The 25,444-nt window shown below is 47.8% G+C and carries 13 protein-coding genes; 1 reads left to right on the forward strand and 12 read right to left on the reverse strand.

Annotated features, from left to right (window positions below):
- Positions 1-52: 52 nt before the first annotated feature.
- The 10 genes from MKZ13_RS25165 to MKZ13_RS25210 all read right to left on the reverse strand — a co-directional run bounded on the left by MKZ13_RS25165 (position 53) and on the right by MKZ13_RS25210 (position 20,215).
- A complete protein-coding gene (locus MKZ13_RS25165) occupies positions 53-2,848 on the reverse strand; it encodes an alpha-mannosidase (protein ID WP_339179098.1) in 2,796 nt (931 codons plus the stop codon).
- The gene (locus tag MKZ13_RS25170) at positions 2,845-6,024 is read right to left on the reverse strand and encodes a beta-galactosidase (protein ID WP_339179101.1); all 3,180 of its coding nucleotides are present in this window, start codon (positions 6,022-6,024) and stop codon (positions 2,845-2,847) included. Before MKZ13_RS25170 ends, MKZ13_RS25165 begins: the two co-directional genes overlap by 4 nt.
- Positions 6,021-7,340: a glycoside hydrolase family 125 protein gene (locus tag MKZ13_RS25175; protein WP_339179104.1), complete on the reverse strand. Its 1,320-nt coding sequence runs from the start codon at positions 7,338-7,340 to the stop codon at positions 6,021-6,023. Before MKZ13_RS25175 ends, MKZ13_RS25170 begins: the two co-directional genes overlap by 4 nt.
- Positions 7,341-7,595: 255 nt before the next feature.
- A complete protein-coding gene (locus MKZ13_RS25180; protein WP_221821008.1) occupies positions 7,596-10,811 on the reverse strand; it encodes an alpha-mannosidase in 3,216 nt (1,071 codons plus the stop codon).
- 4 nt (positions 10,812-10,815) lie between these two features.
- A complete protein-coding gene (locus MKZ13_RS25185; protein ID WP_221821043.1) occupies positions 10,816-13,170 on the reverse strand; it encodes a glycoside hydrolase family 3 N-terminal domain-containing protein in 2,355 nt (784 codons plus the stop codon).
- A 36-nt stretch (positions 13,171-13,206) separates the two neighbouring features.
- Positions 13,207-14,127 carry a carbohydrate ABC transporter permease gene (locus tag MKZ13_RS25190; RefSeq protein WP_221821009.1) on the reverse strand — a complete coding sequence of 307 codons (921 nt, stop codon included), beginning with the start codon at positions 14,125-14,127 and terminating at the stop codon, positions 13,207-13,209.
- 23 nt (positions 14,128-14,150) lie between these two features.
- Positions 14,151-15,080 carry an ABC transporter permease subunit gene (locus MKZ13_RS25195; protein ID WP_036605780.1) on the reverse strand — a complete coding sequence of 310 codons (930 nt, stop codon included), beginning with the start codon at positions 15,078-15,080 and terminating at the stop codon, positions 14,151-14,153.
- A 77-nt stretch (positions 15,081-15,157) separates the two neighbouring features.
- A complete protein-coding gene (locus MKZ13_RS25200) occupies positions 15,158-16,630 on the reverse strand; it encodes an ABC transporter substrate-binding protein (protein WP_036605779.1) in 1,473 nt (490 codons plus the stop codon).
- Positions 16,631-16,911: 281 nt separating this feature from the next.
- Positions 16,912-18,426, reverse strand: a complete 1,515-nt coding sequence (locus tag MKZ13_RS25205; protein ID WP_221821010.1) for a response regulator transcription factor — start codon at positions 18,424-18,426, stop codon at positions 16,912-16,914.
- 1 nt (position 18,427) lies between these two features.
- Positions 18,428-20,215 carry a sensor histidine kinase gene (locus MKZ13_RS25210; RefSeq protein WP_221821011.1) on the reverse strand — a complete coding sequence of 596 codons (1,788 nt, stop codon included), beginning with the start codon at positions 20,213-20,215 and terminating at the stop codon, positions 18,428-18,430.
- 482 nt (positions 20,216-20,697) lie between these two features.
- Between MKZ13_RS25210 and MKZ13_RS25215 the strand changes: the two genes are divergently transcribed.
- Positions 20,698-23,520 (forward strand): endo-beta-N-acetylglucosaminidase, encoded by a 2,823-nt coding sequence (locus MKZ13_RS25215; RefSeq protein WP_221821012.1) that lies wholly within the window; start codon positions 20,698-20,700, stop codon positions 23,518-23,520.
- A 321-nt stretch (positions 23,521-23,841) separates the two neighbouring features.
- Here the strand turns inward: MKZ13_RS25215 and MKZ13_RS25220 are convergent, their stop codons facing one another.
- Both MKZ13_RS25220 and MKZ13_RS25225 read right to left on the reverse strand, forming a co-directional pair.
- A complete protein-coding gene (locus MKZ13_RS25220; RefSeq protein ID WP_221821013.1) occupies positions 23,842-24,492 on the reverse strand; it encodes an MBL fold metallo-hydrolase in 651 nt (216 codons plus the stop codon).
- Positions 24,482-25,165 (reverse strand): NAD(P)H-binding protein, encoded by a 684-nt coding sequence (locus MKZ13_RS25225; protein WP_221821014.1) that lies wholly within the window; start codon positions 25,163-25,165, stop codon positions 24,482-24,484. The genes MKZ13_RS25220 and MKZ13_RS25225 overlap by 11 nt, the downstream gene beginning before the upstream one ends.
- Positions 25,166-25,444: the final 279 nt, after the last annotated feature.

Below are 25,444 nucleotides of genomic sequence, written 5' to 3' on the forward strand. Positions count from 1 at the left end.
CCTTTTAGTGCGTGGTCAAAAGTCTGTTTTTCGGCCTTTTGAACAACCTTTATTAGAGCCGTAAGCCAACAGTGATGATCTCGCATGAACCTGTCTGTATGTTCCATTCCTTGCTGGCAAATGATAATGTCGATGCCTCTTCTATGCTGTGAGAATGGAGCATTTTGCCCTCTTCCTCCAAGATGTTGCTCTTGTATGCCGTTTCGAATGGCTGTGGATTCGCCTGTGATGCAGCAAGATTTAACGTGGCAGAGTTGGTGGTCATATTGAACCAGCGTAGCATCACATCACCGGAATCCTCATTTACCTTGAGTGAAGAAAACGCCAATCCGTCTCCTTGCCATGCAAATGGTGTGTTACTAGGTGTCAGATAACCCGGGTGTACTTCGGTTTGTGCCAGCGTCCAAGGAACCTGGAACTGATAGGCCTCGATATATGCACCTGATGCTGCACCATTTCCATCATGCGGAATGATCTCGATCTGAAATGTATGTTCACCAAGGCATTGTGCTTCCGGTGTAGGGAACAAACCCCAGTCTCCGAGTTCGCCAACCGCACGAAGCAGCGTTACGGCAACCGTGTTACGTCCATCTTGAAGGACTTCATATTCATTCAGGCCCAGATTGGCAACGACCAATCCGACGTCTTGTTCACTTACATCTACAAAATTCTGTTGATGCTGTGTATTGCTTGGATTTTGCCACTCCGGTGCAGGCTTGTTATCACGTGTTGCAATTTCGAACATGGAATCCACATGATGAACAGCAGATACAAGATCCGTTGGGAAAAGAGCACGCACCCGATGATCCTTCGCCTGATTGTTGAAGGTTGTCTCCACCTGGACACCTTTTCCACTACGACTAAGCGATATCACTGTACGGATCTGAAGTGGAGTCATTTTCGCTGAACGCTGGGCTTTGCGATGTGGATAATAAATCAGTTCTCGCTGTTCCTGATCCAGCATCTCATCCGCAGACTCCGGTATTTCCCAATGATGAATTACTTCGAATGAGGCCAAGTATGATGTATTCTCAAGGACCCGAATCTCTGCCTGAAGCTCGCGTGTTGTTCGCGCCACTTCGTTCTCTGGCTGCTTGAACATGTATTCATTGCCGATATCGCCCACATTTTCGTACACGCCGAGCTCTTTAAAAGTCCGACCTGTTCGTTTATCTGTGAGTGTGAATGAACCATTGTCTGCAATCGTGACGATCATATGTTGATTTTCCATGCCACGTTCACCACGCAACAGCATATTCGTTTTCGACGGAGTACCACTCTTAGCATGATCCACTGAGTTCACCAAAGCATACGTCTTCAGGCCAAATGCAGCTACATTCTCTGTTTCAAAACGAATACGAACGCGCCGACAGCTATACGGCTGACGGAAGCGATCATCTGGCAGATCATAGCCAAATTGCAGACCCAGATCCTCCACCGTACATGGAATGTGATTACCATCTTCATCTACCAGTATGCGATCTGACAGGTCAACGGCTTTCATCTGTGCCGCCATTTCCTCCAATGTATATCCATCCCGGAAATACATTCGAGCCGCGTCCAGTTCCATCTGAACTACACCGCTGCGTTCCCAACCCGTTGTATTAAACACCACAACAGGTCGGGCACCTTCGCCGTAACGCTCAAATATGGAGGTATCGACAGCTGTAGCAATCTGGCTGGTGCTCTCTTCAATTAAAGCCTCTGCTACATGACGGCTCTTATCAAACCGTGTCACCATCTCACGGTGCACCTCATCCACACTGCATCCACAGATGCTGTCATGCGGGTGATTTTGCATCAGCGTTTTCCAGGCATAGGTCAGTTGATCATGTGGATAGGCATGTCCAAGCAGATGAGCGTAGGATGCCAGGGGTTCAGCCACTTTTTCCAGCATGGTCTGGCCCAGCTGGTTCATCTGTTTCAGATACACACGAGCCGAGGCGGTATTCACCAGAGTTCCCCAGCCATCGGTACGTTGGCTGCGCAGTTCGCCTTTGACCGTGGACAGCTCATGTTCAGCCGATGCTCTCAAAGCTTCCAGATAATCCGGAAAATTCGAGTGAACAAACTCGATATCGGGATATAATTGCTCAGCCATACGAATCGCTTCTGGCAGGTCTCGCTGAATCGGTTGGTGATCACATCCGTTCATGTACAACAACTCATTCGTTGATGCATATTTCTCGGCATCTGCAAGCTTGGTTTCCCAGAACTTGCGGGCCGATTCCTCGTCTACTGGAACTTCATTTCCGTTGGAGTACCAGTTGGCAAACAATACGCCGAGCACTTTCGATCCGTCTGGCCCTTCCCACATCAGCTCCGAGAAGCTTGATTCATATCCGGCATCCGATACCGTATTATTAAATCCCGTAGGCTTCACACCACGACCAAAAAACACATTATCAATGCCTGATTGTTGCATCAGCTGCGGAGTCTGTCCGACCAATCCAAATGTATCTGGAAAGTAACCAATTTTCGAAGGTGTACCGTAACGTTTGGCATCTTTATGACCAACCTGCATGTTGCGCACATTGGCTTCTCCGCTCGTCAGAAAAGCATCCTGCAAAATGTACCATGGCCCAATCACAATCCGCCCATTGCGGATATGCTTCTCCAGTCGTTCCTTCTGTTCCGGGCGAACCTGAAGATAATCTTCGATGATAATCGTTTGTCCATCCAAATAAAAGCTTTTGTAGTCCGATCCCTCATCAAGCTGATCCAACAGTGAATCGACGAGTTGAATAAGACGCATATGATGCTTCTCATACGGCAAGTACCATTCCCGATCCCAGTGGGTATGCGAAATAATATGTGCTCTTTTCGACTTGTTTGTCCGTTTGGTCATCGTGTTATCCCACCTCTTTCGTCTTGTTGTACAATCTCAACCTCATCAGGGCGATACACCGCAGTCAGCTTTCCGGAAGCATCTGTCGCAAACAGCACCGAACGATTTTTCTCCAATTGGAACGAGTACGATACACCTGTACGTTGATCTCTCACGTGAACTTCATGGTTCAAGGCAAATTCCGATACAAATACATACAGATTCCCTTTTGGAAAACTCAGCTTCCGGCCATAGATCCCTGCGATATCTCCGCCAGATATCCATTCCAACTCCTGTTCGATGCCCGAAATCTCGGTTGCATAACGATACAATTCAGCAAGTGGTTCATCCCGTCCGTTTAACTCCACTGGCAGTGGAGTCCAGATTAATTTCCCTTTGCCCAAAGGCAGAACGTGTACTTCATCTGGTGTACCATTATCCCCATGAAGCAAAGTCTCCTTTGCCACCTCGGCGATACGACGCCGTCCATAGGTCACCCGGTGATTCACTCCGTTAATATTCAGCAGTTCTTCCCGGTGTACGTTACCAAGACTGCGTTTGCCTACGATATGATCGGCCCGGTCAGTTGCCTTCCAGTATGCGTCCAGTCCCAGCGGCCCTGTAATGAGCAGACTTGTACCTTCCTTCTCCGCAAACGTGAGCAATTGTTGAAGTGCCTCGCTGTCCATATTGTGCGGACTCGGCACGATAATCAGCTTCGGCGGCTGCTGCTCCAACGCTTCCAGATGATATTCGGATAACGCACGGAATGGCAGTTTCAGATCATAGGACATCACACGAGTAAGCTTCGTAGTGGCATCATAGGCCAGGGAACGGTTGGAGAAGTCATTGGAATACGGGAAAACCACTGCAATATCCTCCAGCTCACGGTCTTCAAAGAGATCACGAATGCCATGCATGAATCGGCCAAAATCATAAGATACATCCGCCTCCGGTTTCTCCGTACCATCTGCACGCAAGGCTCCGATATGAGACTCATTGGCATTATCCATATAGAAGTTGGTGTTCCAGATCCATTGCACCGCTCCTGCGCCGCCTGTTGAGAACGCATAGGCGTACTTGCGTTCGAGAATGCCACGAAGCTCTTCTTCCGTACGTTTGGCTCGTCCATCCGGGGTTTCCACATACATGATGCCCGTCTCCTGAATGAGATTTGGCTTATGTGGCGTTTTAGCGAAAATGCCATCCCAGATCAGATCATCGTTTAACCACCAGGAATGCACCGTTGTATAGTCCACTTCACGTTCATAGAAGAATGGTGAAGGACGCTGCGCACCAAGGGCTTCGTCCTGTCCCACGGTGACCAGATGATTCGGCACCAGATCCTTGATCGTACCTACAAGCTCTCTAGCCCATACATTGTGCATTTCCATGGAGAAAAGACAATAATCAAGCCAGCGTGTTCCTTTTTTGGCCTTGTGCATGTCCTGTACATCAAAATTAATCTCTTCCGCCTCTGGGATCACCGCGGCTGCAAAGTTGGGGAGCTGCTTCGGCGACATGTTCCATGCCTCCTGCAACGCTTCAATCGTCTCATGACGTTGCTGAAGCCACTCGACAAAAGCCTGCTGTTCATACGAATCCCTCGCCGAGCGTGGGCCAGCTGAGAAGATACGTACTGGATCAAACATCGATGGCTCGTTAATCAGATCCCAGTCCACATGCGTTGTGTGCGTGTGACGACTTACGATGCTGCGGATAAAACGTTTCTGAGCCTCGACACTCTGCGGGTCCAAATACGGATTCGTGCCTTCCCATGTCTCCGGTGTAAAGGAGAAGAAGGTGAACGTGACCTGTAAGCCGTGGCGTTTCGCCGTTAAAATAAATGCATCAATGGCACGAAGCACATCCTCTGCCATATGTCCGTCCACCTGCATCATGTTGCGATAGGCGGTCCAGATTCCCGTCCGAATCCAGTTGATGCCTGCTTTGGCCATCTGAGCCATGTCTCGATCCCAAACATCCGCATTTGGCAGAAACAGAAATTTCCTTGCCACATCGGAGGTCATGTAGGTCATGCCCACAACAGGCAGAGGACGTCCGTCTTTTACAAAATAATCTCTGCTGCGGCTAATCACTTCTCCTTCTGCCAGCAGTGCTGCATCTTGTCCCCAGAAGCCTTGACGCAAGGTCCGAACTTCCCCGTCAGGTGCCTGCGCGTGGCATATGATCCGATACAGCCCACTTTCAATGGAAACCGGGAGAAGTATGCGTTCGAAACGCTGCTCACCGGAAAGTTCCATCTCCAATCGATGGTTCCATACCTTCTCTGTCGTGCCACTTGTGCGATCTTCATGCTCGACCGTTATGTCAAACGTCCACAGCTCGGACTCGATAAGTCTATTGCCTGCTCGCTGTAAAATCTGGCCTTGCAGTGTGAGTACAGCCCGCTCATCTGGTTCGTACGAAGCATAATTTGTTTTCAGGGATAACTCGGTTACACCTTGCGCACAGAATTGCGCCCACTTCACAATCTCATCAGCGCCATCCTGCGTCCAGAATGAGGTGGTCAGCGGCAGATGCACAAACATCCAGCGTGAACCAACGAAAGTCCCGCGGGAATTCTCCCACAGAACGACCGGAGCGGCGACACTGCGTCCATCCTTACTCATGCCACGAAGTAATGGGTAAATCTGCGTACTCATCGGGCCGGATGAACCCATCTGGTGAGGCAGATCACTTGTTTTGGTTGTATGTGGAACCAAATTCCATGTATCTGCCTTCTCAAACAGCCCCTCTTTCCCAGTGAGAAGCGGGATCTGTTCGGATGACGTGTACGATTGCACATTGGCAGAAGATACGTTCAGTGCCTCATGAATATAGAGTTCCTGGTGATATGCGGTCTGCTCCGACTCTACGACCCATGCCCCTTTCTTATATCGAACTGGACGTTTGAAGGGCGCACCACCAACACTAATCAGGCTCCCGCCCTGATGCAGGTAAGCTGCAATTTCCGTCCAGGCGGACTTGGGAAAATAGGGTGCATGCAGATTGACCAGACATCCTTCACCTGCTGTGGTCTTCAAAGCCTCTGCGAGTTCTTCGGCGTTTACAACGGTGATCTCTTCGACTGCTTTCCATGTATTCAGAGCCTCATGAGTTGGAGAAGCACCTTCCATCGGAAACGCAGGATCAGCGAAGATAATCAGCTTTTTATCATTAGGTTGGATACTCATAACAGGCCATCCTTCATCGATCTGTAGACCAATTGGGAGAACAGGCTGTTGGACCATGCAAACCATTTTCGTGTAAAAATCGTTGGATCATCGGCGTGGAAGCCTTCATGCATATAACCTGTATCTGCATCTGTCGCTTCAAGCATGCGAATAATCTCCAGTTTCTCCTCGGCAGACTGCGCAGTCAGTCCTTGCATGGACAATCCCATATGCCAGATGTAATCTGGTGGGGTGTGCGGACTTCCAATCCCTTTGGCAACCTTGCCCTCATAATAGAACGGGTTCTCTTTGCTCAGGGCAAAACGGCGCGTATTCTGGTAGATCGGATCATCCGCTGTGACGTAACCCAGATATGGAATGGACATGAGTCCCGGTGTACCCGCATCGTCCATGAGACAATGGTTGCCATAACCGTCCGTCTCGTATGCATAGATCGGTCCAAATTCCGGATGACGATAAATCCCGTACAACTGAATGCCGTGATCCACGTCCTGCTCCAGATCCTTCAATTCCTGCAAAAGTTCCATATCCCGGAACACCCACTCGGCAAACTCCTGCATCTGACGCAGAGCTACAACCGCGAACATGTTGCCAGGGATATTATAGTGGAAATCACACGCATCATCACTGGAACGGAAACCGGACCAGATCATCCCCGTGTAATTGACTGGCATACCTTTTCCGTGATTGCGCAGGGAATCTGTTGGGATACCGTTATTACGAGTGAAGCGATATGGAGATTGTTCCATGTGATACTGTTCGACTTTGAACAGGTCCACGATTTTACGCATCGCTGCTTTGAAGCTTGAATCGAAAATATCGGTTAGCTCGGTTTCCTTCCAATATAAATAGGCCAGGCGCACAACGAAACATAATGAATCAATCTCGAATTTGCGTTCCCACACCCAAGGTGACATCTCGGTCTCGTCCGTGGTGTTCCAGTGCCAGTCGTTGGCCGTCTCATTGAAGGCATTAGCATATGGATCGATGTGTACATACTGGATATGACGTTTGATCAGCCCGCCAATAATGCGTTGCAGGTCCTCGTCTTCTTTTGCAAACGGAATGTAATGTACCACCTGCTCCACGGAATCACGCAGCCAGGAAGCTGGAATATCTCCTGTGATCACAAAAGTCGTACCGTCCTCCATCAACTTGGTTGTTGTTTCGATAGTGTTGGGGAAGCAGTTTTTGAATAATTGAAGCAGTTTTGGTCGGTGAGCCAGTTTCTGTTCTGCTTCTTCGAGCACGGCCTGAATGGATTGTGGCAAGGCAACAGGTGGCATGGGTATTTTGGGTAATCTGAACTGTTCCATGGATGAGTGCAACTCCTTAAACAAATTGAATGGTGTAGCTATACAGGATGAAACAAAAAATTTACACGGGACCACTGCGCGGTCAGAAATATCCTCCGATCGCTGTTATCCCCAGATTTTTTTGATTCCCTTTTCTAGAGGGTAAAATCTGGGGATAAAGGCGAACGCTTCGCTTCTTCGAATTCTTTCTGTCCTCTCCGTTATCGTGTAAATTTTTAGTTGAACATGTATAGCTCAAAAATATTTCAAAAAGGTTTACCGCAGTAGCACGGTTTGTATTTCATAAGGTTTAAAAGATAGTGTAATCTGGCCATTGGTATGGGCCAGTGGTTGAACCGGTTCTTCGAGTGCGTTGGAGTGATGGGCTTGCTCAAAGGCATGTGGCCATTGCAATGTGATGTCTTCGCGTTTGCCTGAGGATTCATAGAAACGCAGCACGGTGCCTTGTCCATCCTCTGCCATTTTGACGGTATCCAGAATAACATGGTTACTATTAAAGTTAATCCAGGAGCCTGTTGCTGGACGTACAGGTGCCGCAATTGCAGTTGCATCTGCAATTGGATCAACTCCAGTCCCTGTGCTTTGCTGTACTTCTTCCCTCTGCTGTACCTGCTCTATCTGTTGCTCTTGTTGTATCTGACCCTTTTGGTTCACCTGCTGTACCGTCACCTCATGATTCAGCTCAGCTGCCTGACGTACGGTGTGTGCAGTTCTCCAGTCTCCGTCGTGCGGATATAGGGAATACGTGAATTCATGTTCTCCCAGATCGGCTGTGCGATCCGGCCATTTGGGTGCACGCAGTAGGGACAAACGAATAGTGCTTCCCTGCACGTCGTACCCGTACTTGCAGTCATTGAGGAGGCTCACGCCGTATCCATATTCGGACACATCTGCGAAGCGATGTCCACAGACTTCATACTGCGCTTGTTCCCAGCTTGTGTTGCGATGTGTTGGACGTTCCAGTGCGCCAAATGGAATTTCAAATGTGGCCTTGGAGGTCACCACATCAATCGGGAAGCCAACTTTCAGAAGTTTGTGATTTTCGTTCCAGTTCACCTGTGTTTGAAAATCAATTCGCCGTGAGTCATGATAAAAGACGATATCTTGTGTGATTTCCGATTGATGGAGATTCCAGCGGAAACGCAGGATATCCTTCGTTGTACCCGCCAGCACCAGCTTTTTCTCCAACAGTTCCACTTCGCCAGCAATCTGTTCCTCATAACGACTGTCGATATCCCATGCATCCCATAGGGTTGGACGATCGTGGAAGAAGTGAAGCTGATTGCCTCGTTCACCCGGCTTCAACATCTCACGCTCCGCGGTCTTATCCCACAGACGGGTGATCTCCCCACGTTCATTGAATTGCACATGATAAAAGGCGGTATCCCATGTATCATTAAAGGTTGGTTGTGCGGCAAGGGTCGTCATTTCCCGTACATTCGTTTCCCTTGTATTTTCCGGTACCAGCCAAATCGTCTTATATCCAAACGCCGGAATGTCTGTCACGAGAATAGACATGCTGCCATCCTCCCGATCCATCCGCAAGCGCTGACCTTCTTCATCGATGCCGTAGCGATCCAAGCTATCCTGCACAGCCAATTGAACAACTGCACTCCGTTTCCAGCCCAGGCTGTTGAATACAACATAGGCTAATGAACCTTCCGGTCCCTCTGTGTTGATACCCGTAGTCAATGCTGCAATGCCTTGATCCAGTCCGGTTCTGCCCAATTCAAATACCTGTACATATTCTTCATTCGAAGTGACGTAGGATTCCGTAATCGCCGATCCCGGAATAATATCGTGGAATTGATTCAGCAAAATTAATTTCCAGCCGTCATGCAGATTTGAACGCACTTCAGCTTCTGCATCTGCCTCCATATCTGGAAGAGCAAGTGTATTCCACAGCTCGGCTTCACGATACAGAACCTCCGCTTTCCGATTGTTACGCTTATTGCGCGCATGGGTCGTGTAGGTTCCCCGATGTAACTCCAGATACAGATCCCCATGCCACTTCGGCAGTACAGGTTGCTCCTTTTCAATCCCGGCAAAGAAAGCTCCAGCTGTGCTATATCGGCTCGCAGGCTGTCCAACCATCAGGTCTGCGCGATTCACATACTCCAGCATCTCGCGTGTTACGCCACCGCCGCCATCTCCGTGTCCGTATAGAAGCATATGCTCCGGATGAGCCGCTTTCTCACGGTAGGACTGCCAGTGATCATGAATGTCCTTCGGCAACGTATGCTCGTTAACACCATGATTGAGGTAAGACAGGATCGGTGTGCCGTCAATGCCCACCCAGTGGAAGAGATCGTATGGAAACACATTTGTGTCGTTCCATCCGAGCTTTGTTGTCATGAAATATTCCACATTGCCATGCTTCAAAATCTGTGGCAGGGAGGCACAATACCCGAATGTATCCGGCAGCCATTCAATCTGTGATGTCTTGCCAAACTCCTCCATATAGAAACGCTGACCATACAACATCTGGCGAATGAGGGACTCCCCGCTCGGGATGTTCAGATCCGGCTCAACCCACATGCCGCCCACCAGTTCCCAGCGGCCTTCTACAATCCGCTGCTTCACCCGCGCGTACAGCTCGGGATCATGCTTCTTCAGAAACGCATATAGTAAGGGTTGGCTCTGGGAATAAACATAGTCCGGATATTCATTCATGAGTGCATCTACAGTGGAGAAGGTACGGCTCGTTTTGCGTACCGTCTCACGTACAGGCCACAGCCAGGCAATATCAATATGGGACTGTCCCACCATATGCTCCAGACCTTCCGCGTTTCCGCCAATCTCACGCACATGATGCTTCAGATTATTCTCAATCTGACAAATACCCTCTCCCTGCTCAATCTCTTCTGCTGACATGCCTACAAATTGATCCATCGCACGATATACCAGTTCTAACAGGCGAACCCGCCGAAAGTCACTTTCCGGTAACAACACAGCCGAATCACGCACAATAATGACGGTATACATCAGACTACGAACCGCTTCATTGGGTCTCACCAGCAGGCTCGTAATTGATGTGATCGGTGGCTGAATAACCGCCTGTTGATTCAACGGGTCTATAGGTTCAGGTACCGGATCAAACATCTCGATCTCCAGTTCGGGATTGGTTCCAACTTTGGATGGATCAAGCGTGACGTAGGTATGATTGCGGTCCAGACCCTGATAAGAGTGCCCATTTACCCGAAGCAAGCCTTCTCCGCCTGTCTCAAATACAAGCCCATAAGTTGCTTGCTGCCATGTAGCAGGGATCTCCAAACGTGTTCTGAAAAAATAAGTCGTTCCCTGTTTGCTCGGAAAACGCTCAAAATCTTTCCCTTCGGGGTACTCACCCTGATCCTCATACTGTCCTGGCACATTATAATAAGCGCGGGTAATATCCCAGCTGCGCAGCTGTAATTGCTCCAGCCACTGATGTTCGGACAACTCGCGAATAAATCGTCTGATACGTTCCAACGTCTTACGCCTCCCTTACGGTCAGTTCGGCTATTTGCGTATCGTTAACGCTGCTGCCGATATGAATATGGAATTGTCCCGGTTCAACGACAGGCTTCAAATCACGACCAATATACTGCAGTTGCTCGGCTCCGATTCGGAATTCCACGGTCTGTGTCTCTCCTGGCTCCAGGTTCACTTTTGCAAACCCCTTCAGTTCCTTGGCCGGACGAGTTAGTGAGCTGACCACGTCAGAGATATACATCTGTACAACTTCTGCACCTGCATAACGGCCGGTGTTGGTCACATTCACCGATACCTTAACTGAATCATCAGTTGTCATGGACGAAGAACTCAGCTTCGGTTCGCTGTACTCATATGTGGTATAACTCAGTCCGTATCCAAATGCATAACGTGGCTCCAAATCCTCTTCCAAATACCTTTTGCCTCGGGACCGTTTGCCGTTATAATAGATCGGTAACTGACCGACATGCTTCGGAATGGAGATCGTCAATTTACCCGATGGATTCACATCACCGAATAAAATATCTGCAATGGCATGCCCGCCCTCTTGGCCCGGATACCACGCCTCCAGAATTGCATCGGCATGTTCATCCACCCAAGGTTCAGTGATGGGACGACCATTAATGTAAACAACGACAAGTTTTTTGCCGAGCTTGTGAATCTCCTGAATGAGTTCCAACTGTACTCCGGCAAGACCCAACGTCATCCGGTCGATCCCTTCGCCACACTCCATATCATTCCAGGAGTTATCGGACACATTGGAAGCTCCCGTTTTCAGATCGATCGTTCCTTCTCCAAAGTCACGTGCACTGGAGCCACCAACCACCATAATGACTGTATCTGCCTGGCTGGCAACTTCAAGGGCACGCTCGAATCCTTCTTTCGAATCACCTTTGATCCGGCAGCCTGGTGCATAAAGAACCTGATCTGTACTGCTGTCACCAGTCAAAGCACCAACAGAACTCTTCTCCGTTTGCCCATCCACATGATTAGCCAGCTTACTGCGAATCCCATCCAGTACCGTTGCCACTTTCGACTTCGGTTGCGGAGATGTGTAATCGCCCAGTTGATTGTAAGCCTGGTCTGCATTAGGACCAATCACGGCAATCTGGCCCACATCTGCTATCGATAGAGGTAGCGTGTCAGCCTCATTTTTGAGAAGTACAACACCTTCCGCTGCCAACTGGCGTGCCAGCTCAACATGAGTTTCACTGCCAATCACTTCTGCTGCACGATCTGCATCCACATAAGGCTGTTCGAATAAGCCCAGTCTGAACTTCAACGCCAGCACGCGAGAAGCAGCCTGATCCAGAACCTGCACATCAAGCTTGCCTTCTGCCACCGCCTGCACCAGATATTGCCCAAACATCTCACCGGACATCTCCATATCGATGCCTGCCTCAATCGCCTGTACGGAAGCTTCCATTCCATCTGCCGCGACATCATGCCCACTTGCCAGCATGTTGATCGCACCACAATCCGTAATGACCAGACCGTCAAAGCCCCAATCCTTACGCAGTACATCTTCCAGCAATTCCGTATTCACGGTGCAAGGCGTGCCATCAATTTCGTTGTACGCTGGCATGATCGACGCAGCGCCAGCTTCCACCGCTTTGCGGAATGGATAGAGATCCACTTCCAGCAGTTCGCGCCAGCCCATATGTACAGGCCCTGCATTACGTCCACCTTCCGAGCTGCCATAACCAACAAAATGTTTCAGCGTTGCCGCTACTGTATCTCCACGGTCAAGACTTTCACCCTGAAGCCCTTCTACGGAAGCAACTGCCAGCTCTCCAATGAGAAACGGATCTTCACCGAAACATTCCTCCGTACGTCCCCAGCGCGGATCACGCACAACATCCAGTACCGGAGAATAGGTGACCGCACCACCTTGAGCACGTGTCTCCCGTGCTACTGCCCGGCACATCTCCCGATACAAATCCACATTCCAGGTGCTCCCCAATAAAAGAGGAACTGGATAGACCGTTCCGTCAATAGCCATATGACCATGCGAGCACTCTTCCCCGATCAGAATGGGAATCCCCAGTCTGGAATGTTCTATTGCATAACGTTGAATCAGATTGACCGCCTCAGCACCTTCTCTGGCAGACAGTCCATTTTCCAGTGTAACGCCAGTCCAGGGATCTGCCCGAAGCGCACCGTAAAGGGAGCCGATGCCCCCATTTTCCACTTGCTGTTTAAAGGATTCGTTTAACGTGATGTTCCCTTGATCATTCGTATATGTTTGCCAGCCAAATGGCTGCGTAAGTTGGCCTACCTTTTCTTCCGTAGTCATCAGGCTAAGCAGGTGTTGTACCCGTTCCTCTACGGATTTGCTTTGGTCCTTGTAAGTCATCAATCTGCATCTCTCCAATCCTATAACGTGATCCGGTTATTCTTTGACCGCGCCCACCGTCAGACCCTGTACGAAATAACGCTGGAAGAACGGATAAGCGAATATAATCGGCAACGTAGCAAGCACAACCATCGCCATTCGGGACGTATCCTGCGGAATGGACTGCATGGCTGCCAGACTCATCGAACTGTTAGCAGAGTTCTGCTGGATAAACTGGATACTCGACTCGATCCGCATCAGCATGGATTGCAGCGGTACCAGATTCGGATTATCGATATATAATAACGCATTGAACCAATCATTCCAGTAACCGAGTGTACTGAACAACCCGATGGTTGCCAGTCCCGGCAAGGAAAGTGGAACCACGATTTTCATAAAGGTATAGAACTCACCAGCGCCATCAATTTTCGCCGATTCAATGACTGCATCCGGTACACTAGTCGAGTAGAATGTACGCAGAATCATAATATAGAAGGCATTCATCGCCAGCGGCAGAATCAGTGCCCATAACGTATCTTTCAATCCAAGCAGCTGGGATACGACCATATAGGTTGGAATCATCCCGCCGTTGAACAGCATGGTCAGAATTGCAAAGATGGAGAAAAATCTCCGATACCTGAAGCTCTTGCGGGAGATCGCATACGCATACAGCGACATGAGAATCAGACTGATGATGGTACCAAGTACCGTCACCAGAATGGTAACTCCATACGCCCGCAGCAGCGTGTCCCCACTCTGCCAGACAAACTGATATGCCGCGAGACTCCATTCTGCCGGAATCAGACGATACCCATCACGGGCCAGTGCTTTCTCGTCTGTAAACGAGATGATAACTACAAATATAAAAGGAAATACACAGATCAGAGCAAATAGACCGGCGATGATGTTCATGATCACGTTCCATCCGTTGGATACGTGGTGGAAGTCGCGTTTTTTAACGAGCCTTGCTTGAGCCATAGTGGTTCACTCCTTTCCCTGTCCTAGAATAGGCTACTGTCTTTATCTACTTTGCGAACAACATAATTGGAGATAATAACAAGCACAAAGCCCACCACGGATTGATACAATCCCGCTGCTGTACTCATGCCGATCTCACCACTAGTTTTTAAACCTCGATATACATACGTATCAATAACATTGGTCACGGAGTATAACGTTCCCGAATCCCTTGGGACTTGATAGAACAGTCCAAAGTCGGCATAGAAAATGCGGCCTACTGCCAGCAAGGTCATAATCGTGATGATGGGTGACAGCAACGGAATCGTAATATTACGAATCTGCTGCCATTTGCTTGCTCCATCAATCATGGCTGCTTCATAGAGTGATTTATCAATCCCCAGTATGGAAGCCAGATAGACAACGCTGCTATACCCGATGGTTTTCCATAACGCTACGAATACCAGAATATACGGCCAATATTTTGCCTCAGAGTACCACTGAATCGGTTCCATCCCAAACCAGCCGATAATCTGATTCAACATCCCGCGGTCCATGCTCAAGAAGCTGAAAGCGAAGTAACCAACGATAACCCAGGATAGAAAATACGGCAGAAACATGCCGGTTTGATACAGTTTGGCGAGTCGTTTATTCACTAGTTCCGAGAGCAGGATTGCCAATGCCACAGCAAATACCAGTCCCAGGAAGATAATGGCGATGTTATAAAAGAGGGTGTTGCGTGTAATGAGCCATGCGTCACTTGTGCTGAACAGGAATTTGAAATTGTCCCAACCAACCCATTCACTCTTCATCAGACTTGCCCAGAACCCTTCACGGCTGAATCGATATTCTTTGAAAGCAGCCACTGTGCCCACAAGTGGCAAGTAGGAGAAGAAGAAGAACCAGATGGCGCCTGGCAGCACCATGAGCAGCATGACTCGGTTTCTAATCAGGTTTTTCAAAAATGTAGTCATTGTGGATATCCTCCTTCAGGCTTGAATGAAAAAGGACCGGACGCGATAAGCAGCCGCCCGATCCTTACGATGTACTGTTACTTGTTTTCCGCTCTCCAGGCATCCAGCTGGCTTTGGGCTTCAGCCATTACTTTCTCCAGTCCGGCTTGATTGAACTTCTCAATCACTTGATCCAGATTGGCTGCCGGGTCCAGTGTACCTGTCATCAGTGCTGCCCAATATTGCTCTTTCACGTTCTGTACCGCTGTCAGTTCGGACGATACATTGCTTGCATCAAAGTTAAAGCTGAGGATCGGGGAATTGACACCTTCAGCGTTAAACTTCTTGAACTCATCCCATTTGTTATCCGGGTCATTGCTGTTCAGATAGAGCAGCATGTTGTTCCCAAGGGAGTATGAAGGCATATCGTAGTTTTTCGATTCAGGCAGATTTTCCATATGTGTGTCATCCACTTTTTTGTAGTGTGTGCCCTCAATACCGGAGTCCACCATATTACGCAGCACAGGATCTGTATTGAGCAGGTTCAGGAATTCCATCGCTTTCTCCGGATATTCCGAGTTCGCCGAGATGGCCATGATGGAACCTTGTACAGATGTATTTGTTATAATTGCTTCACTTGCAGGTGTGGAAACGACTTGATAACCGTAACTTGCAGACCATTGATTGTCCGCGAGCGGCTGAGTCTGTGCACGATCCAGGAACCAGTTACCCGATGTTGTCAGGTCGTTCGTGGAACCTGTTGTTGCCGCTTCTGCCGACACATAACCAGCCTTGTAGTATTTGTGCATCGTGGTAAGTGCTTCTTTCATTTCAGGTGTTTCCAGTATGTTTACAAGCTTATAGTCTGTTGTATCCAGCTTGATTGCCATCGGCAGATTCTGAATGACATAGTCATAAGGCACGTAAGGAACATAGTTTTTATCCATGGCAAATGGTGTTACACTTGCCTCGTTTTCCTTAATTGTTTTGAGCAGAGGCTCCAGACTGTCTAACGTACGAACGCCCGAGATATCCAGCTTGTATTTATCAACCAACATTTGGTTAAAGCGCCATACCTCTTGTTGTGGCAGCTCTTTGTTGGCTGGAATTCCGTAATTGTGTCCATCTACCTTGGAACCGCTGAGGAATGCAGGATCAATGGTCTTGGTAAGATCCTGACCGTATTCAGCAAGCAGGTCATCCAGTTCGAGGAATGCACCTTTTCTGGCATTTTGTACATAATCGAATCCACCAGAAGAAGTGAACAGAATGTCCATTGGCTCACCGGATGCTACGTTAACCTGCATCTTCTGCGGGTAGTCACCCCAGTCAACCATCTTCATCGTTACCGTGGCATTAATTTTCTCTTTGGTATACTTGCTCACTTCTTCCATCACTTTATTGACGTCTTTCTGAGGGGTACCGATGGTATACCAGATCAACTCTACCGCGTCATCTCCAGCTCCCCCGGATTCTGAAGCATCTTTGCTTCCTCCACAGGCACTAAGAACAAGTGTAACGGCCATTAACAATGCAAGAACGAGTGAGAAGCGTTTTCTTTGTTTACTCATTTCTTTGATCCTCCCTTTTCGTGTTCCCTTAGGCTCTACTTACTAACTGCTTTAACCTTATCGAATGAAAGCATTTACAAAAAGAAGATAAACTTAAGTTTTCGAGGTACAAATTAAAGAGAAATCGTCCTTGGGCATCTATTTTGTACCTATTTAAATAAATCGCTTACATGAAAGAGACATGCCGGGTAACGTATGCCATGATTTTCATCCATGCCATTCCTGTTCCCGATATGTCTCTTGGCTCTCTGTCCGCATGGTTGGATCTACCCGTCACCGAATTAACCAAACACCTTGAAATCAGTCGGTGAAATCCCTACATATTTGCGGAACTGTTTATAGAAATACCCCGTCTCCCAATACCCTACATTTCGGGCGATCTCATGTACCTTCAGATTGGAATTACGTAGTTGCTCCTTCGCACGTTCAATCCGGTATTTGTTGATATATTCGGCAAATGTCTCCCCGGTCTCCTTATGGAACAATTGTCCCAAATACACCGGATGAAGATGATAATGGGCACCCAGCAGCTTCAGGGAAAGCTCTTCTGCGTAGTGTTTGTCGATATGCTGAAGCACCTGGTTCACAATCGGATTCTTCAGATCCTGCAATAGGGATTGGATCGTCTGCGACCCAACCTGCTGAAGTGCCCGCACGAGTTCATCAAAAGTGCCACTGTCCAGTACAAGTTGAAGCCCTTGTTGGTATATGGCAGACTCATCCGAGTGTTTGATGCTCTCCAGTTCCATTTTGAAGCGAATCACAACTTCCAATGCGGTATTCTGTAACTCCCCAGGTGTAAGCCCATCGCGATGCTGTTCAAAATCCATGCGAATCCGGTCGGCAAGTTGTTCTGTATTGCGGGATAGAATGAGTTTGGCATACTCCCTCCATTCAATGAAAAAGGTCGCCGTTGAATTTCCGCACCTTTCCAGCATGGCATGGTCGATGACTTTAAGGTCGGGATAAATCATCACATACTGGAGTGCTTTTTTGGCCTCCGCATAACTGGTCGGCGCATGGTATAACCCTTTCATCAATCTGCCTGCTCCAATGCGTGCCGCCGGATGGGTTAGGGTTATCGCATCAGATAATGCCTGAAGGCCATCCATTAGCTCCTGTTCCTCGTCACTCGTACCCTGAATATTGGCAATAATGACGATGTCTCCATCGATATCATGAAATACGTTCAAATGGCGTTTGTCTCTCAGCATTTCCTCAACGCGTTCAAACATGCCAGCTGTCTGCCCTTTGTCCCGCAAGACAGCCACAGCAACGTAAGGTGCATCTAGCGAAAGGTTCATAAACTGGGCACGTTCTTCAAATTCGGTAGCTGCAATCTGTCCCGTAAGCCATCGATGAAGAATGTTATCTTTTAGAATCTGGATACCATACGCATCATCGGCTTGAGGTGATAACGTATGATCCAGCTTGGACGCCGTGTTGCTCAGCGTGGATTCCAGTTCCTCCACATTAATCGGTTTGAGCAGATAGTTTTCGATCCCCAGCTGCATGCCTTCCTTCAGATATTCGAACTCATTAAAACCACTCAGGATAATGACCTTGATCTCAGGTTGCACTCGCCTTGCTTCCCGAATCAGGTCAAGACCATTCATGAGTGGCATGGATATATCCGTGATCAGAATGTCCACAGGCTGAGTGGAGAGCGCTTGTAACGCTGCCTGCCCATTACCTGCATGGCTCACAATTTCCATACCAAATGAAGACCAATCCACAATATCGTATAAACCTTCAATGATGAATGGCTCATCGTCCACAATAAACACCTTGTACATATTACACACCTGTCCCTTCTGTATGTGGATAACGCACCCTGATTCGTGTTCCTTCTCCGAGGGTGCTCTCTATGGTGATACCGAACTCTGGTCCATACAGGAAGCGCAATCGACTATGGACACTGCGCAGCCCGAACATCTGACCAGACTCTTCAGGACGTTCCAGTTCTTCAAGGATTTCCGACAGGCGTGCCGGATCAATGCCTTTGCCATTATCTTTCACTTCCACTTGCACCACATCATCTGTCTCTTCCACAACAATCGATAATCGGTTATCCGAACGTTCTGTCTGAATGCCGTGTACAACATAATTCTCAATGATAGGTTGCAGCGAAAGTTTGACCACAGGGTGCTGATAATAAGCAGCGTCGATCTGGATCGTGTATATAAAAATATCCTTGTAGCGGATTCGGAATAACTCCAGATACAATCGACAAGCTTCCATCTCATCCTTCAGCGTATAATTTTTCTTCTGCTGTACCAGGCTCTTGAACAATACGGATAGACTATAGATCATCTCGCCAACATCTCTCGCCCCTTGGGATATCGCCCTCATCCGAATCACTTCAAGCGTATTGTAGAGAAAATGAGGGTTGATGCGCGCCTGTAATGCGACCAGCTCGGTCTCCTTCTGTTTGATCTCGGCTTTGTAGACCCGTTCAATATACAGATTCAGCTCATCCAGCATGTCGTTGAAGCTATGTGAGATCTGCCCCAGTTCATCATCACGTGCGTCGTCGATGCGAGCCGTCAAGTTGCCATATTTCACTTTTTGCGTAAAGCGAATAATTCGACGGGTTCGTTTGGCAAAGTTAATAATGAAAAACGCCGGAACCAGCACGGCAAACAGAATACACACAATACTGATCGAGATGATGGTATTGCGAATGCCCGCATAGGTTTCAGCCATCTCTTCCACCGGAACGGTACCAATGACCACATAACCCTGATCCGCGGAGACAAACTTGTTCACGTACATGTTCTGCTCCTTTTTCATTGAATCCATATCCGTCTGATCAAACAGCGAATCGGCCACATTCACGTAGGGGTACTTCTTCCCGTAATAATGATTGTTGGAGTCAAATAACACTGTCCCCTTCGCCGATAACACCACGATTTCTCCCTTGAGATTACTCTCGTAGTTATCCAGAGCGTTACCGATTCCTTCTGAGTCAAAGAAAACAAGAAATTGGCCCAGATTCCGAAGAGTCTGTGTATTGTTAATTGGTACGCGGATGGAATAGAGCGCAGGGTCCCATTGATTAATCTCTTTGCGAATCCAGTAATTGGGTGCACTGATATTGGGTGTTTCCATCGCCATCACGTCCGGAATATAGGAATGAGCCACATTCGCGTCCAGCTTGCGGAACTGCTTGTGTTGATTAAAGGTAGACAGATCCTGCTGCTCGGCGCTATACAACATGAGTTGATTAATCTGCGAATTGCGATCCATAATGTTCTGAAAATGTTTCAATACATCGGCCGAATAGTCGTCCTGGTTGGCGTAATATCCATTGGTCATGTGCTGAACATATTCAGCGTACGAATGATTCATCAGGTAAGTAATGTTGGCGGAAAGCGCCTCATTCTGATGCATGTCCCTCACCATGTTTTGTACCGATTCATACTGCTGATGAATGTATCGATCCACATGTTCCATCGCCGCTTTCTGGATCGCCAGTTCCCGGCGAATCGTGGAGTCGGACACCGACAGGAAGATGATATAAGATAACGTAATGATCGTGACAATAGATATCATCGAAAAGATCAGGAGCATTTTCATAAACATATTATTTTTGAAGAAATTATTGTAAACGCTAACAATTTTCAATTCGCATGTTCCCTCCGATGCTGTTTTCCTGACTATATAAGTTGAACTAAAGATTACTTACACTGACACTACGATGACAGAATAACCTTCCAATCGCTGTTATCCCCAGATTTTTTCGATTCCCTTTTCTTAAGGGAAAATCCGGTGATAGCGTATGCTTCCGATGCAGCTTTCTTTCAGAAAGCTTTTAGGCGAACGCTTCGCTTTTTCAGGTTTCTTCTGTCCTCTCCGTTATCGTGTAAATGATTAGTTCAACTTATATTGAATTATATCACCAGGCTTCTGACATTAACTTGTCACCTGGAACTTTTCTTTAGTTTATATCTGTGTTTCTTTAATTTCACCCTATTTAAAAACGCTTTCATCCACTATCGTTAACCATAAGTTTAGCTTTGTGTAAAAGAATACCTTACATTCATTCCACTTGAAGGAGGAACAGCATGACACGCAAACTCAAACCAAAAGGCCTCATTCCCAAGGTCACTGCCATGGTCCTGACCACGGCTCTGCTTGGACAAGTTGTTGCATCATCCGTTTATGCCGGAGACACGCTCCCTTACACCGGTGAAAGTGCCAAAGGGGTTAATCAGCCCTATCAACACGGATACACCTCGGCCCAGATTCTGAACTGGACACCCGAAAGTGATATCCATGGCGATTTACTTCGTGCCCATGTTCCCTTGCAGCCCCGTAATGAAGCCTTCGCCGCCACCCAAGCTTATCCCGAGCTTAGCCCGGACACCCAACTGTTCACAATGAGTGGTGATTACGGCAATGCATTTTTCGATAGCACACCTTATACCAATGAATTCAGCCAGTATCTATTTAATTATTGGCAATATACAGATTACTACAGCTATTGGCACGGCATGGCCTCTGCGGGAGTACCTGAGGAGCTGTACGATCCGAGTAAAGAGTGGACGGAGAAATACTTCGAGTTTGGCATTTTGAACATTCCGAATCCGGCCTACACCAATGCAGCCCACAAGAACGGCGTTAAGTCCATTGCTAACATCTTTTTCTCGGACAATGACCGTGGACCACAAACCTATAAACAAATGCTGATCCAGGATGAAAACGGTAACTTCCCTGTGGCCGAGAAACTGGCCGAGATGGCAGAATACTACAACTACGATGGATATTTCTTCAATCAGGAAGAGGTTGCCCGGGGTGTAGCCCCTGAGGATATCGCTTCCTACAAGAAATTCATGAAATATCTAAGAAATAAAGGCCTGTACGTTCAGTGGTATGATTCCACCATCAATACAACAGGCAAAATTCAATACCAGAACCAATTCAATGGGCTCAACAGCCCCTTTGTACAAGATTCCGTTCTCGGCAGAGTCTCGGATTCCATCTTCCTGAATTATGTATGGAACCACAAGATGCTCCGCGATTCCCGTGATCATGCCCTTAGTCTGGGACTGGATCCATTGGAAACCGTATTTGCTGGTGTCGAAGGTGGACATGACAAGTTCGGCCGCTGGAAGCAATCCTATGACCTGCGCCATAACCTGGATGAGAACGGTCAACCCATGAACAGCATCGCGACATTGGGTGCCGACTTCACCCACAACGCCCTGGATGAAGAGATGGGCGACGGCAGCACCAATCACAGAGCTGAGGATGAGTACCAGTGGATGACCTTTGTGCGCGATCGTGCGTGGTGGTCTGGTCCAAATCAAGATCCGACAGATGCACGTCGTAATGCGTCTGCCGATCTGTCGGATGTGTATGCTTCCGGTGCAAATTGGGATGGAATCGCTGCGTATCTGACCGAACGCTCCGTTATCAACGGCTCTAATTTTGCGACCAGCTTCAATACGGGCCACGGTCTGAAATATTATGAAGACGGCGCTGTCTCGAACGATAAAGAATGGTCGAACATCAACATTCAGGATATCCCTGTCACTTGGCAATGGTGGATGGATAGTAAAGGTGACAAGCTCAGTGTTGATTTTGACTATGGTCCCTCTTATGAGAAAGGCGCAAGGTACAACTATGACTCCATTGGCGCGTTTAATGGCGGCAGCTCTCTCGTGGTGAACGGCACACTGAACGCGGAGAACTTCCTGCGCCTGTACAAGACCGACCTGTCCGTCAACGGACAATCGAAACTGGAACTGACGTATAACAAACCGTCGACTAGTGACGCTTCCTCCCTGCATGTTGGGTTGATCTTCGAAGATGATCCATCCAACGTGGTCAACGTAAATGTGCCTAATGCAGGCCAGCATACAGAAGGCTGGAAGACAACTTCGCTGGATTTGAGTGCCTATCAAGGCAAAACCATTGCCGCTATGGGATTATCTTTTGACCCGAATGGCAAAGCAATTGAGAATTACCAGATGAACATTGGCGAGATCCGCATTTCCGACGGTTCAGCGGCTGTACCGGATGCACCGACCGGATTCCATATTGCCAAAGCACTGACCAACACCGACGAACTGGTTGTTGCATGGGACATGAAGGACTATTCAGAGGTCAAGCAATACAATTTATATGAAAATGGCGCCTATGTAGGCGGCGTGTATGATTCCACTTTTTATATCAAATCGCTAAAACAGCCGTCTGGTGAACTGTCTATACGTGCGGTGGGTGCAGATGGTACCGAGAGTGAAGCAACCGTCCTGCCTTACGATCTGAATGCAGCCGTTCAGAATATGGATGTGAAATTCAAAAAGAATGGCGATGCCATCGTAAGCTGGAAAAACCCGAAAAAAGCAAAAGATTCGGGCAAAGACAAAGATAAGAATACCGGTAAAGACAAGGATAAAAATAAAGACAAAGGTAAAGGCAATGAGTCTATTCAACTCACACTACAAGCCGAATACACAAAAGAACCTTTCACCAAGTCACTTCAGGTTAAAAAAGGAAAACAGTCTGCCGTCTTGACCGGACTTCCGACCAACGGTGAGCATTACGTGCTGAACATCGCCATTGGCGGGCAGAACCCGGTAACCCATACCGGACAGCTGGCAGATCTTCAGATTACACCATACGCCAAGGAAAAGGTCACGGTAAAAGATGGAAAGTACACATTAGCCCTCCCGGATCTGGAGGACTGGTATAAGATCTATGTATATGAAAATGGGGTGGCACGCGAGTTCGGAGTCACTTACGTATCGCAAAAATTCCCGTATATCATTCGGGGAAGAACAAAGCTGAGTGAACTGACCTTCACGCCATCATCCAGCAACAGCTCTTTGAAGCTGGTTATTGAGGATTATGCGGGCAATCAGGCCGCTACGATTTTGAGGTAACACTACAAGGTATTTTCGCGCCCGCCTGCATAACAAAAAAGAAACGTACAGCCCTTCACTTCCCAAAGGAAGTTGAAGGGCTGTATTGGTTGATCTCGAGTATGTTAGCGACTGAGATTTAACGCATGAGTTTACCAAAGTTGCCGTAACCTACATTCTAGCTTAATTGGCATCATCATTCTCGTCCCGAAATGTATACAAAAAGATCGTTCGGATTTTTGCAACGATCCGTATTGTCAGTCCGCTAGTTGAAATCAGCAGCTAATCACTTTGATGCCATTTTAAGTTTTGTTCAACTAACGTTCCCCGTAACAATAAACTCTATCGCAAAGGATCAAAACATACAGACAGCCAATTAGATCCCCCCCATCTCTCAAGATGGCTGCCTACTCCGAGAGGGACAAGAAACTTTCTTACTTTGTTTCTTAATTTCTTGATTGCTCGATAATCTAGATGATCATAGTGATCGTGTGATATAAGTACAGCATCAATTTCTGGAAGTTCCTCAATTCCGATTGGCATTTGTTCACTATAACGCCTGCCACCAAATCTAAAGGGAGAGGTATAGTCCGTAAATACCGGGTCTAACAATAATAATTTGCCATCCAGTTGGATTAATGAGGTAGAGTGTCCGAACCATGTAAACGATGCATTATCCATGCTTCTTGAGAAAAAAGATTTTGTTATCCTTTGAACTTGAAGCGGTTCTTTAGGTCGCGCATTAGGATTTCCCTTCGCGATTTCACAAAGTAGTGGTAGTAACACCTTCAGTCTATAGTCGACACGCGATTCAATAGGATATTTAAACTTCCCTTTTACGAAGTTCTTGGATTGTTGGAATTGGCTTTTCTTCTTTCTGGTCGGTCTTGCTCCAAAAACGGGCAAAGAGTTCATAAGAACAATACTTAGAAATGTCAAAATTAGAATAACGAAAACTAACGTTCCGTTTAAGACAACCCCATTATCGCCCAACGTTAACGATCTTCCTGACCCAGGTTGGCTCATTCGTCGCCGCCCTTACGAGGCAGTCGGCGCAGTCAGCGAAGGAAAGTGGCCGGAGCGGAGAAATGCGGATCGAGGGGCCTGCCGTATATTTCGAAGTGGCGGCTACGTCGCTAAGAGCTGGCGGTCGTACAATGATCCAATCTAATTCGCTCCGTTGTACTGCACGCTCGGCAATGGCCTTGTCCTCAACCGCCTTCGTGAAAATACGACCCGAAATATTTATGGCTAAACGATTTAGTGCTGAAAGTTCTTTTCCATCGCTCAGACCAATGCCGCTCTGCATGACGAAGTGCTTAACTCCGGCGCTCTGACAGGCTGCCAGGATGTTTGTAATGCCCACCGACATGATGGTTCCTGGCGAAAAGTTTTTGCGGATGTTCGAGATCCCCTCCGATATGACGGTACCCTGCGAAAAGTGTCCGGTAGGACCTATGCAACTAATTACCACATCTGTATCGGCCAAGGCTTTGGCAATGCTCGGCATATCAAGTACATCTCCCTGTCGGACGCTGAGGCGCGCTGTGGGGGCGATGACTTCCGGCCGGCGAGCCACGGCTACAACCTCGTGCCCCAAATCAAGTGCTCGCTCTATCACTTTCCTGCCAGTCGCACCCGTCGCTCCTATTACCGTTATCTTCATTAAGTAGTTCCCCCTTTGAATATGATAATTATTACTTCTATTCATAGCTGCTTTACTAGACAGCACCAGTGGCTGCCAAAGCTTTGACGCAGCTTGCTAACCGCGAAGAAAATCGGCTCTCTACTGGTTAATATCCACAGAAAAATGCACATTGGAGTATTAAGTAACAACTGTGTATAATTATAAACAAAAAAATAATGCGTCAGCAATTACCAAATAACCGTAATTCGTGCATTTATTCACAAATCATTTGAAGTTGTGTAATTTATTTCAGAAAGC

Source organism: Paenibacillus sp. FSL R5-0701 (assembly GCF_037973995.1).
Lineage (GTDB): Bacteria > Bacillota > Bacilli > Paenibacillales > Paenibacillaceae > Paenibacillus.